This is a genomic window from Streptomyces sp. NPDC017890 (assembly GCF_044328675.1).
In the GTDB taxonomy this organism is placed as follows: domain Bacteria; phylum Actinomycetota; class Actinomycetes; order Streptomycetales; family Streptomycetaceae; genus Streptomyces.
Genome location: NZ_JBIRHU010000037.1, coordinates 1 through 12,473 on the forward strand (window position 1 = coordinate 1; position 12,473 = coordinate 12,473).

General features: G+C 75.3%; 10 protein-coding genes. 8 read left to right on the forward strand and 2 right to left on the reverse strand.

Features of this window, described 5'->3' with window-relative positions; all coding sequences use genetic code 11:
- The 8 genes from ACH4F2_RS33065 to ACH4F2_RS33100 all read left to right on the forward strand — a co-directional run.
- On the forward strand, positions 1-5,995 hold a 5,995-nt coding region (locus ACH4F2_RS33065; protein ID WP_398136433.1), incomplete at its 5' end, for an amino acid adenylation domain-containing protein.
- Between the two features lie 68 nt (positions 5,996-6,063).
- The gene (locus ACH4F2_RS33070; RefSeq protein ID WP_398136434.1) at positions 6,064-6,279 is read left to right on the forward strand and encodes an MbtH family protein; all 216 of its coding nucleotides are present in this window, start codon (positions 6,064-6,066) and stop codon (positions 6,277-6,279) included.
- Between the two features lie 51 nt (positions 6,280-6,330).
- Entirely contained in the window at positions 6,331-7,452 is a 1,122-nt protein-coding gene (gene hppD / locus ACH4F2_RS33075) for a 4-hydroxyphenylpyruvate dioxygenase (protein WP_398136435.1), read from the forward strand.
- Positions 7,449-8,561 (forward strand): alpha-hydroxy acid oxidase, encoded by a 1,113-nt coding sequence (locus ACH4F2_RS33080; RefSeq protein ID WP_398136436.1) that lies wholly within the window; start codon positions 7,449-7,451, stop codon positions 8,559-8,561. The genes hppD and ACH4F2_RS33080 overlap by 4 nt, the downstream gene beginning before the upstream one ends.
- Positions 8,558-9,058, forward strand: coding sequence for an aminotransferase class I/II-fold pyridoxal phosphate-dependent enzyme (locus tag ACH4F2_RS33085; RefSeq protein WP_398136437.1), 501 nt, complete (start codon positions 8,558-8,560; stop codon positions 9,056-9,058). Before ACH4F2_RS33080 ends, ACH4F2_RS33085 begins: the two co-directional genes overlap by 4 nt.
- 55 nt (positions 9,059-9,113) lie before the next feature.
- The gene (locus tag ACH4F2_RS33090; RefSeq protein ID WP_398136468.1) at positions 9,114-9,881 is read left to right on the forward strand and encodes an aminotransferase class I/II-fold pyridoxal phosphate-dependent enzyme; all 768 of its coding nucleotides are present in this window, start codon (positions 9,114-9,116) and stop codon (positions 9,879-9,881) included.
- 530 nt (positions 9,882-10,411) lie between these two features.
- Positions 10,412-10,855 carry a hypothetical protein gene (locus ACH4F2_RS33095; RefSeq protein WP_398136438.1) on the forward strand — a complete coding sequence of 148 codons (444 nt, stop codon included), beginning with the start codon at positions 10,412-10,414 and terminating at the stop codon, positions 10,853-10,855.
- Between the two features lie 162 nt (positions 10,856-11,017).
- The gene (locus ACH4F2_RS33100; protein WP_398136439.1) at positions 11,018-11,218 is read left to right on the forward strand and encodes a hypothetical protein; all 201 of its coding nucleotides are present in this window, start codon (positions 11,018-11,020) and stop codon (positions 11,216-11,218) included.
- A 195-nt stretch (positions 11,219-11,413) separates the two neighbouring features.
- On the opposite strand, the gene ACH4F2_RS33105 is transcribed toward ACH4F2_RS33100, so the two are convergent.
- Entirely contained in the window at positions 11,414-12,076 is a 663-nt protein-coding gene (locus ACH4F2_RS33105) for a hypothetical protein (protein ID WP_398136440.1), read from the reverse strand.
- Positions 12,067-12,432 carry a hypothetical protein gene (locus tag ACH4F2_RS33110; RefSeq protein WP_398136441.1) on the reverse strand — a complete coding sequence of 122 codons (366 nt, stop codon included), beginning with the start codon at positions 12,430-12,432 and terminating at the stop codon, positions 12,067-12,069. The genes ACH4F2_RS33105 and ACH4F2_RS33110 overlap by 10 nt, the downstream gene beginning before the upstream one ends.
- Positions 12,433-12,473: the final 41 nt, after the last annotated feature.

Here is a 12,473-nt window from a genome sequence, read left to right on the forward strand (position 1 = left end):
GGACGGCGTCGCCGACGCCGTGGTCCTGGTGCACCAGGCACCCTCCGGCGCCAGACACCTCACCGGCTACGTCGTGCCCGAACCGGGCCGCGACCCCGAGCCCGGCGCGCTCCGGGCGGCCCTTGCCGAACGGCTGCCGGAGTACATGGTCCCCTCCGACGTCCTCCTGCTCGACGCGCTGCCGATCACCTCGAACGCCAAGCTCGACCGCGCGGCTCTGCCCGTGCCCGACTTCACCGGCACGGCGGGCGCGGGGCGGACACCCCGCACTCCCGCGGAGCGGATCCTGTGCACGCTGTTCGCGGAGGTTCTGGGCGTCGAACGGGTGGGCGCGGACGGCGGGTTCTTCGCGCTGGGCGGGGACAGCATCATGTCGATCCAGCTGGTCAGCCGGGCACGGCGGGCCGGCCTGGTCCTCACCCCGCGCGACGTCTTCGAGCACCGGACGCCGGCCGCGCTCGCGGGGGTCTGCCGCACCGCCGGCGGGGAACCGGCGGACGCCGTCGAGGACGACGGCACGGGCCCGGTGGAGCCGACTCCGGTGATGCGCTGGCTGCGGGAGTGGCGGGGCACCGTGGAGGGCTTCCAGCAGTCGGTGCTGCTCCAGGTCCCGGCGGGGCTGGGCGAGGAGCGGCTGACGGCGGCGGTGCAGGCGCTGCTGGACCACCACGACGCGCTGCGGCTGCGGGTGTCCGCCGACTGGGCGTGCGAGGTGGGTGAGCGGGGTTCGGTCGATGCCGCCCGGTGCGTGCGCCGTGTTCCCGCGGCCGGCGCCGATGTCGCCGCGGAGACGCGGGCGGCGGTGGCGCGGCTGGCGCCGGAGTCGGGCCTGATGGTGCAGGCGGTGTGGTTCGACGCGGGCGCGAAGGCCCCGGGCCGGCTGCTGCTGACCGTGCACCACTTCGCCGTGGACGGTGTGTCGTGGCGCATCCTGCTGCCGGACCTGCGGCAGGCGTGGGAGGCGGTGGCTGCCGGTGAGCCGGTGCGGCTGGACCCGGTGGGCACCTCGTTCCGGCGCTGGGCGGCCCTGCTCACCGAACGGGCGCAGGATCCGGCGCTGCGGGCGGAAGTGCCGTACTGGACGGACAGGGTGGGCGCCGACGAGCCCGCGCTCGGCCGTCGCCCGCTGGACCGGTCGCGGGACACCGCCGGCACGGCACGGCGGCTGACGGTGACGCTGCCCGGTGCGCAAACGGTCCCGCTGCTGTCGTCCGTCCCCGCCGCCTTCCACGGCGGCGTCGACGACGTGCTGCTCGGCGCGCTGGCTCTCGCCGTGCGGCAGTGGCGTACGGCTCGCGGGGCCGACGCCGAAGGCGGTGTGCTGGTGGACCTGGAGGGCCACGGCCGTGACACCGGCCGGGCGGACGTGGACCTGTCGCGCACGGTGGGCTGGTTCACCCGCGTCCACCCCGTACGGCTCGACGTCACCGTCTGCGGGGACGACCCGGCGGACGCGGTGAAGCGGGTCAAGGAGCAGCTGCGGGCGGTCCCCGGCGACGGCTCGGGGTACGGCCTGCTCCGCCACCTCGACGCCGGCACCGCGCCCCCGCTCGCCGGTCTCGCCCGGCCCCAGGTCGGCTTCAACTACCTCGGGCGCACGCCGACGGCGTCCGCCTCCCCGTCCGGTGCGTCCCACTGGTCGCCGCTCGCCCTGCCGGGCGGACCCGGCACCGACCCGGCCACCCCGCTCGCGCACGCCCTGGACGTCAACGCCGTCACGGTGGACGGCCCGGACGGCCCGGTGCTGTCGGCGACGTTCGCGTGGGCGGGAAAGCTGCTCGACGAGGCGGAGGTGCGGGACCTGGCCGAGCGGTGGCGGCGGGCCCTGGAAACCCTCGCGGGCGCGGACAGCGGCGGCCACACGCCGTCCGACTTCCCCCTCGTGCCGCTGACCCAGCACCAGGTGGAGGCCCTGGAGGCCGCCCACCCGGGCCTGGAGGACGTCCTCCCGCTCTCCCCGCTCCAGGACGGTTTCCTGTACCACGCGCTGTACGACGCCCGGGACACCGACGTCTACACCGCCCAGCTCGTACTGGACCTGGAAGGCCCCCTTGACGCGTCGGTCCTGCGCGAGGCGTGGACGGCGCTGCTGCGCCGGCACGCCAACCTGCGCGCCGGGTTCGTGCACGACGACGCCACCGGTGCCCCCGTCCAGGTCGTCGTGCGCGATCCCGAGCTGCCGTGGCGCACCGTGGACCTGACCGGCACGCCCGCGACGGAGCAGGCGGTCCGGCGCGACCGGGTCGCCGAGGAGGAGCAGTCGGCACGGTTCGACCTGTCGCGGCCCCCGCTGCTGCGCCTGGCGCTGGTCAGGCTCGGCAAGGAGCGCCACAGCCTCGTCCTGACGCCGCATCACATCCTGCTGGACGGCTGGTCCATGCCCGTGCTGCTGCGCGAGATGTTCGCGCTGTACGCGTCGCGGGGCTCGGCGGACCGGCTGCCCGCGGTCACCCCGTACGGCGACTACCTCGCCTGGCTCGCCGTGCAGGACCGGGACGGGGCGCGTGCCGCCTGGGCCGCCGAGCTGGCCGGACTGGACGAGCCGACGCTGCTCGCCCCCGGGGCGGCGGGCGCGCCGACGGCCGAGCCCGGTCACGTGACGCTGGACCTGCCCTCCGGCACGGTCGCGGCCCTGCACCGGCTGACGCGGGAAGCGGGCCTGACGGTCAACACCCTGGTGCAGGGGGCCTGGGCGGTGCTGCTGTCCCGGACGACGGGCCGGGACGACGTCGTCTTCGGTGCCACGGTCGCGGGCCGCCCGCCGGAGGTCGCCGGGGTCGAGTCCATGGTCGGACTCTTCATCAACACCCTGCCGGTCCGGGTCGCCCTGGACCCGCGGGCGACCGTCCTGGAGACGCTCACCGCACTGCAGAGCGGCCAGTCGTCCCTGATGGCCCACCAGCACCTCGGTCTGAGCGAGGTCACGCGTCTGTCCGGCCACCCCGTGCTCTTCGACACCCTCGTGGTCTTCGAGAACTACCCCGTCGACCGGGAGTCCTTCGCCCCGCCCGCGGGCGCTCGCGGGCCACGGCTCTCCGGGGTGAGGGGCCGGGACGCCACCCACTACCCGTTGAGCCTCATCGTCACCCAAGGAGCCGACGACGGTGCCCTCACGCTCCGTCTCGGCTACCAGCGGGCCCACTTCGACCACGCGGCCGTGACCGCGCTGGCGGACCGGCTGGGTCTGCTGCTGCGGGAGTTCTCCGCCGGTCCCGGCCGGAGACTGGCGGCCCTCGACGTACTGCGCGACGAGGAACGCGACCGGGTCCTCACCCGGTGGAACGACACGGCGGTGCCCGTCGCGCCGGCCACCCTTCCCGGGCTGTTCGCCGCCCAGGCCGCCCGGACACCGGACGCGCCGGCCGTCGTCCACGACACGCGGCGGCTGACCTACGCCGGGCTGGCGGCCCGTGCCTGCGCGCTCGCCGGCCGCCTGCGCCGGGCCGGAGCCGGACCGGAGACCCGTGTCGCGGTCGCCGTGCCCCGCTCCGCCGACCTGGTCGTCGCCCTCCTGGCGGTCCTGGAGACGGGCGCAGCGTACGTGCCCGTCGACCCGGGTCTCCCGGCGGAACGCGTCGCCCTGCTGCTGGCGGACACCGGACCGGCCGCGCTGCTGGTCACCGGGGCGGTGGCGGCACGGTCCGCGCTGCCCACCGGGGACACGCCCGTCCTCGTCGTGGACGCCGCCGACGACGACGGGGCGCGCGGGTCCGACCCCGCGTCCGCGTCCGCCCCCGCGTCCGCTCCCGACCCGCGCAACCCCGCCTACGTCCTGCACACCTCCGGCTCCACGGGCCGGCCCAAGGGTGTCGCCGTCTCGCACGAGGCCGTCGTCAACCGGCTGCTGTGGATGCAGGACGCGTACCGGCTCACCGCCGGGGACCGGGTGCTGCACAAGACGCCGACCGGCTTCGACGTGTCGGTGTGGGAGCTGTTCTGGCCGCTGATCACAGGCGCGGCCCTGGTCGTCGCCCGGCCCGACGGGCACCGGGACGCGGCCTACCTCGCGGAGCTGATACGCACGGAAGGGGTGACGACGGCGCACTTCGTGCCGTCGATGCTCGGCGCGTTCCTCGACGAGCCCGCGGCGGCCGGGTGCACCAGGCTGCGCCGGGTGGTGTGCAGCGGCGAGGAACTCCCCGCCGACCTCGCGGCCCGCTTCCACACCGTGCTGCCAGGGGTGCGGCTGCACAATCTGTACGGCCCCACGGAGGCGGCGGTGGACGTCACCCACTGGGACTGCGAGCCGGGCACCCCGGGTCCCGTGCCGATCGGCCGGCCGGTCTGGAACACCCGGGTGTACGTGCTGGACGCCGCGCTGCGTCCGGTGCCGCCCGGGGCCACCGGCGAGCTGTACCTCGCCGGGGTGCAGCTGGCGCGCGGTTACCACGGCAGGCCCGCGCTGACCGCCGAACGCTTCGTCGCCGACCCGTTCGGCCCGGACGGCGCGAAGGGCACGGGCGGCCGCATGTACCGTACGGGCGACCTGGCCCGTTGGCGCGCCGACGGCACCCTGGAGTACCTGGGCCGCGCCGACCAGCAGGTCAAGGTGCGCGGGGTGCGGATCGAGCCGGGCGAGGTCGAGGCGGTCCTGCGCGCCCACCCCGGCGTCGCCCGCGCCGCCGTCGTCGTACGATCCGACGGGCGGGGCGAGGCCCGGCTGATCGCCTACGCCGTGCCCGCCGCCGACCCGGCCGGCGTCTTGGCCCCCGTCGGACCGGCCCTGCTGCGGGGTCACCTCGCGGACCTCCTCCCGGAGTACATGGTGCCCTCGGCCGTCGTCACCCTGCCGGACCTGCCCCTCACCGTGAACGGCAAGCTGGACCGCAAGGCGCTGCCCGAGCCCTCGTTCGCCGCGCCCGGCGGCGGGCACCCGCCGCGCGACGCCGGGGAACGGCTGCTGTGCGAGCTGTTCGCCGAGGTGCTCGGCGTGGAGCGGGTCGGCCCCGGGGACAGCTTCTTCGAGCTGGGCGGGCACTCGCTGCTCGCGGTCCGGCTGCTGGGCCGTATCCGCTCGGCCGCCTCCCCCGGTACCTCACCCGCCCTGGGCATCCGCTCGTTGTTCGACGCTCCCACCCCCGAGGCCCTGGCCCGTGTGCTGCGTACCGGCGACGGGCGGGGGTCCGGGGACGGGGCCGAGGAGTCCGCGAGCGCCCTGGAGGTGCTGCTGCCCCTGCGCACGACGGGCACCCGGCCGCCGCTGTTCTGCGTCCATCCGTGGGCCGGACTGAGCTGGCCGTACGCCGGTCTGCTCCGCACCCTCGGCGACGACCGGCCGCTGTACGGGCTCCAGGCCAGAGGGCTGGCCCGCGCGGAGGAACCGCCCGCGTCCGTGGGCGAGACGGCCGAGGACTACCTGACGCGGATCCGCGAGGTCCAGCCCGAAGGCCCGTACCACCTGCTGGGCTGGTCCTTCGGCGGCCTGGTGGCCCACGAGATGGCGGTGCGGCTGCGCGAGGCGGGGGAGGAGGTCGCGCTGCTCACCCTGCTGGACTCCTACCCGCCGGAGGCGACCGTCGCCGCACGATCCGCCGGAGCCGACGCGGGCGGGCCCTCCTCGCGGGAGTGGACGGACGGCGACGTCCTCGCCGGTCTGCTGCGCTTCCTCGGCCACGAGGCGGCCGGCCTCGCGGACGGCGGCCCGGTGGACGCGGAGGCGGCCCGCGAGGTGCTGCGGCGCGAGGGCGCGCCCCTCAGCGACATCCCGCCGCACACGCTGCGGGCGTGGCCCGGCATTGCCGCCCATCACGCCCGCATGCAGCAGGAGTTCGTTCCCCGGCATTTCGACGGTGATGTCCTGCTGTTCACCGCCGAACCGGATTCTGGGGCGGACGTGCCGGCTCCGGCCTCATGGACGCCGTACGTCGGCGGTCACCTGGACGTACGTCCCGTCGCCTGCGGCCACCACGACATGACGCTCCCCGGCCCGATCACCGAGATCGGCCGGGCCGTCGCCGAGCGCCTGGAACGCACCGACCGCCCCCGCACCCCCTGACCCGACCGCCCCCGACCCGACCCGATGCGGCCCGCCCCGAACCCCCATCCCGAGCACGGAGCACGACCATGACGACCAACCCCTTCGAGAACGACGACGCCCCGTACCTGGTCCTCGTCAACGACGAACTCCAGCACTCCCTGTGGCCGGTCTTCGCCGATGTCCCCGCCGGCTGGACCGTGGCCCTCCCCGCCGCGAGCCGTCAGGAGTGCCTCGACTACGTCGAGAAGAACTGGACGGACATGCGACCCAAGAGCCTCGCCGACGCCATGGCAGCGCAGTGACCACCCCTCACCCCACCCGCTGCCCCTTCCACACTCCGTGAGGAGAACGACATGACGGACCACACCCCCGCCACCGCCCTGCGCGTCAGCCACGTCGAGCTGTACGTCGCCGACGCCGAGGCCGCCGCGTCGGCGTTCGTCGACGGCTACGGCTTCCAGGTCTGCGCCACCGCCGAACGCGGTGGCGGCCCTCGAGGCGCCTCCCGCTCCCTCGCGCTGCGCCAGTCCGGCATCGTCCTGGTCGTCACCCAGGCGCTCGACGACACCCACCCGGCCGCCGCCTTCGTCGCGCGGCACGGTGACGGCATAGCCGACATCGCGCTGAGCGCCACCGACGCCCACGAGGCCTTCGCCGACGCCGTCTCCCGCTTCGCCGTGCCCCTCGCCGAGCCCGCGGAGCAGGACGGCTGGGTCACCGCCGCCGTCGCCGCCGGCTTCGACGACGTACGCCACACCCTGGTCCAGCGGCCCGCCGGCCACACGGACCCGGCCGTCCCGCTGCCCGGCTTCGAGCCGGTGGCCGAGCCCGCCGAGGTGTCCGGGGAGCCGGTGGGGCTCACCGTCCTCGACCACGTCGCCGTCAGCGTCCCCATGGGGCGGCTCGCCGAGAGCACCGGCTACTACGAGCGGGTCTTCGGCTACGAGGCCGTCTACGAGGAGCTGATGGTGCAGGGCACCGAGGCCATGGACTCCAAGGCAGTCCGCAGCCCCGCCGGTGACCTCACCTTCACCGTCCTCGCGCCGAGCCCGGAGCACGACGCGGGTCATCTCGGCGACTTCCTGGAGCGGCACGGCAGCGGCGGCGTGCACCACCTGGCCTTCGCCACCCCCGACATCGTCACCACCGTCGACCGCATGCTCGGACGCGGCATCGTCTTCCTCGGCACCCCCGACACGTACTACGACCGGCTGGAGCAGCGCCTGAAGCTGAACCGCCACTCGATGGCCGAGCTGCGCAAGGCCCGCATCCTCGCCGACGAGGACCACGGCGGCCAGCTCTTCCAGATCTTCACGCGCACCGTCCACCCCAGGCGCACGGTCTTCTACGAGATCATCGAGCGGGCCGGCGCGGACAGCTTCGGCGGCGGCAACGTCCGCGCGCTGTACGACGCCGTACAGGCGGAGAAGGCCGAGCACGAGGCCGCCGCGACCGCCGACGGGGAGGCCGCGTGACCGACCCGGCGGTCGCCGGCCTGCTCACCCCCGCCGACGCCGAGGCGCTCGCGGCGGCGGTCCTGCCCACCGGCGTCGAGCGCTTCGTCGGCGGGGCGGCGGGCGCGGAGCTGACCCTGCGCGCCAACCGCGCCGCGTTCGACCGGCTCCAGCTGATCCCCCGGGTGCTCGCGGACGTCTCGTCCGTGAGCACCGCCCGAACCCTGCTCGGCACCAACTGCGCCCTCCCGGTGGCCGTGGCCCCGATGGCGTACCAGCGGGCCGTGCACCCGGACGGCGAGCCGGCCGCCGCCCGTGCCGCCCACGACGCCGGTGTGCCCTTCACGGCCTGCACGTTCAGCAGCACCAGCGTGGAGGACATCGCCGCGACCGGCGCCGCCACCTGGTTCCAGCTGTACTGGCTGCGCGACCGCGGCCACACCGAGGAGCTGCTCGAGCGCGCCGGGGCGGCCGGCTGCCGTGCGGTGATGCTGACCGTCGACACGCCCCGGATGGGACGCCGCACGGCCGACATGCGCGGCGCCTTCGCCCTGCCCGACGGGGTGTCACCCGTGCACTTCGGCCCCCGCCCCGACGGCGTGCCGCGCACCGCGCACAGCGGCGTCAGCGCGGTCGCCGCCCAGACCGCCGACGTCGTCGACCCGTCCCTCGCCTGGACCGACCTGGACTGGCTGCGCGAGCACACGCACCTGCCCCTGGTCCTCAAGGGCGTGCTGGACCCGGCCGACGCCGAACGCGCCGCCGACTGCGGTGTGAACGCGCTGGTGGTGTCCAACCACGGCGGCCGCCAGCTCGACGGCGCGCTCCCCGCCCTGGACGCCCTGCCCGCCGTCGCCCGGGCCGTCGCGGGACGGTGCGAGGTGCTCCTCGACAGCGGCGTCCGCAGCGGCACGGACGTCCTGAAGGCTCTCGCTCTGGGCGCGGACGGCGTACTGCTGGGCCGCCCCGTGCTGTGGGGCCTGGCGGCCGCGGGAGAAGAGGGCGTGCGCAGGGTGCTCCAGCTCGTCCGCGAGGAACTGGAACTGGCCCTCGCGCTGGCCGGCTGCCCGGACCTCGCCGCCGCGGCCCGGCTGCGCACCGTCGTGGGACCGGCAGGTGAACCGGGATGACCACCGCCATGGGAAGCCTCGACCTGGCCGCCCTCCACCCCTCGGTGGGCGACCCGCTGCTGTCCTCGATGAACTTCCTCAACGAGGTGGCGGGCCGCTACCCGGACGCGCTCTCCCTCGCCGCGGGCACCCCGTACGAGGGCTTCTACGACGTCGAGGACGTCCACCGCGCGCTGCGGGTCTTCACCGACCACCTGCGCACGGAACGCGGCTTCGGCGAGGAGCGGGTGCGGCGCACCCTGCTCCAGTACGGACGCACCAAGGGCATCATCCACGAGCTGATCGCCCGCCAACTGGCCGAGGACGAGGGCCTCCACGTCGATCCGGAGGCCGTCGTCGTCACCACGGGCTGCCAGGAGGCGCTCTTCCTCACCCTGCGGCTGCTGCGCCGCGACGACCGCGACGTGCTGCTGGCCGTCACCCCCGCCTACGTCGGCGTCACCGGGGCGGCACGGCTCCTGGACCTGCCGGTGCGTCCCGGTCGCCGAGGGCCCTGACGGCGTCGACCTGGACGACCTGCGACTGCGGCTCCACGAGGCCCGCGCCGCCGGGCTGCGCCCGCGCGCCCTGTACGTCGTCCCCGACCACGCGAACCCGTCCGGCATCCGGATGCCGGAACCGGTCCGCCGTGACCTCCTCGACCTGGCGGAGCGGGAGGACATCCTCCTCCTGGAGGACAACCCGTACGGCCTCTTCCCGCGCCGGGGGCGGCGACTGCCGACCCTCAAGGCCCTGGACACCGGGCGCCGGGTCGTCCATCTCGGTTCGCTGGCGAAGACGGTGTTCCCGGGCGTGCGGATCGGCTACGCGGTGGCCGACCAGCACGTCGAGGGCGGGCCCTACCTGGCCGACCTGCTCGCCAAGGCCAAGAGCATGGTCACCGTCAACACCTCACCCCTCGCCCAGGCCGTGGCCGGGGGCAGGCTGCTGGAGCACGGGTGCAGCCTGGTCCGCGCCAACGAACGGGAGAGCGAGGTGTACCGGGAGGGCCTCGACCGGATCGTCGACGGGCTCGCCCGCCGTTTCCCCGACCCGTCGGCGTCCGGGGTGAGCTGGAACAGTCCCGAGGGCGGCTTCTTCGTCGTCGTCCAGGTGCCGTTCGACGTCACCGACGCGGTACTGGAGCGCTCGGCGCGCGAGCACCGGGTGCTGTGGACGCCGCTGCACCACTTCTACGACGCCGCGGCAGCGGACACCGAGAGCGGTGTCGGAAGCGGTGTCGGTCCGTTGCGCTGTCTGCGCCTGTCCTGCAGCGCGCTCGGCCCCGAGGACATCGAGGAGGCGCTCGACCGCTTCGCCGCCTTCGTCCGTTCCCGCTGAGGCGCCCGCGCCGTCAGGGGCGGCACCACTGACGTCTGCCGCTCCTGGCGAGCCGAGCACGGGCGACGGGACGGCGGGACCGGACGTGTGCCGACGTGACGTCTCCGTGAGCGGCGGCCACCGGCTCGACCTATGCCTGCCAGCCCTCGCGGTGGCAGCGCAGCCACGCGATGCCGTACTCGGGCAGCCGGTCGGCGGCGTCCCGCAGCCCGTCCGGTACGGGTCCGGCGCGCCGGCCGTCCACCGCTTCGCGGACTTCCTCGCGGCTCCGCCAGGTTGCCCTCCGGTCACCCCCCACGCGGTCCTGCCGCTGCCGGACGACGGACGCGGGGACGCGCGGGCCCCCGCCTCACAGCACGTGTTCGCGGCCACAGCCACGGAGTGCACCGGGCCCGGCGGGAGGGCGACGCGCTCGCCGCCGAGGCGGTCATCGCGTGGAGTTCGCCCGCCCGGGGCCGGTACCTCCGGCTCGACACCCGGCGGCAGGCGCTGTGGAGCACCCTGCGCGGCGGCGCCCCGGACCCGCTGCGATGGCCGGAGCGGATCAACCAGCATGGCGCCACGACCTGGAGACAGGCCGCACGCTGCTCACGGCACTCGGCCCCGGACTCGTCTTCGGGGTGGCCCTCGCCCGGCGCCACACCGCCTTCACCCGCGTCCGTCCCGACGGCGACGAACCGATCCTCCTCGACGCCGACGGCGTCGTCCGCCGCGGCCCCCTGCCCACCGTGGACGGCGCTCCGCGTCGCGGCGGCACCCCCTGGGAAGGCGTCCAGCGCCGAGCGGTGGCCGCCTCACCGGGCTCCGACTGGATCGCCGTCACCCGGGGCGGCCACGGCGAGGCGCACATCATCGACGCGGAGACCGGCCACGGGGCGGCCCGTCCGCGGCTGACGCCATCTCTTCATCACGGCGGCGACCTGACCCTGCGGGTCCGCGACGACGGTGCCGACGGCGATCCCGTGGGGCGGTGACGGCCCGCACGGGCCGGCTCGCGTACGCGCGGCCGGCCGTTCCAGGACCCGCGCAAGCGACCCGCGGGAATCTCCTCGGGCCGCAGTTCGGAAACTGGATAAGCTTTCGCAGCCGGCCCGTGCCCGTCGGGCGCCCGGCCCGTGACGAACCAGGGGGACAAGATGACCACCACGACGACCTCGAGCTCAGCAGCACGCGTGCCCGGCCGGCCACCGGGCACCCCTGCCGCCCTCTTCAGCGACGCGGCGTCCGCAGTGGCGACGGCCATGCCCGCAGCGCCCCGGAGGCAGCCGCGGCCGCTGGACACCTTGACCTGGCAGGAGCCCCCCGCCCTGGCGGACGCGGACGACGACACGCGCTGACCGCGCGGCCCGGGCCAGGAGGCGACACGAGCCCGGACACCCGCCGTACGGCGGCCGACCGGCGCGCTGTGCGAGGTGACGGGTACTCCGGATCAATCACTCCGAGCGCACCGTCATGCGGTGTGACCGGCTGCGCGACGGGGTCCCGGGCCCCATCAGCGACGCGTGCCGGCCGGCGGCGGGCCGGGCGGCACGTCACCGGCCGGCCGGTGCCAGGTCCGGGTCCGGGTCCGGGTCCCCGAGCGTCCGGTGGGCCATCTCCAGCACGCTGCGGCGGACCGTCTCGGCGTCGATCGGTGTCCTGGCGGCGATCACGATCAGGCCGTCCAGCAGGCCGTCGGCGGCGTGGTAGACCAGGCAGGTCGGCAGCGTTTTGGGTGGCCCTGACGGGCACCCTGCTGATCCAGCACCTGCGCGACGCGGTCCCCGGCGTGATGCAGAGCGTGCGGTTGGATCCTGCGGCGCGCGACGAGGCGACCGGTCTGCTCTCTCCTCGGGCGACCTGAGCGTCATCGCCGGGCTGCCGGAGCGGGTGCGGCAGCCGGTACGCGACACGGTGGCCCCGACCTTCACCGACGGACTCCGGATCGGCTTCACGGCGGCCGCCGTCGTGACCATCGTCGGGGGCCTGCCGGCGCTGGTGATCCTGCCCAGCCGCAAGAAGACGGCCGAGGCCAGGGCCGCCGCCGATCCGGCCCGCGGCCCCGCCGCCGACGCCTCCGCGCATGCGACGGCCGCCGCCACCGCGATCACGACAGCGGCCCCCAGCCAGTCGGCGGCCGCCACTGCCACCGCGCTGTCGGGCGCAAGGATCGCGTACAACAGCAGGTTGGACGGCAGCAGCGCGGCTACCCCCACGCTGCGCTGGTCGAAAAACCATTGCAGCGTGCACGCGGCGACCACCGCGGCGAGCAGCAGGGGGTGTTGCCCGCGACGAGTGCGCCGACCGCGGCAGCGATCCCTGCCGACAGACCGACGCAGACCTGTGCGGGAAGGGGCAGCCGGCCGGCCGCGACCGTCGTGAACGTCATGCCCAGGTAGACGGCCACGGCGATCTGGCCCTCGGTCAGCCACCAGGCCAGCCCTACGGATATCACCGCGGTCAACCCGATGGCGGCGGACTTCGTCAGCAGGGCCACCGGCGGCAACTGCTTCGCGAGGTGCATACGAATCCGGTCATTGTCGGCAATAGTGGTGAGGCGATCGTGGCACACGCCACTCACCCGCCCACCCCGCCGCACGACACGAGGACGGA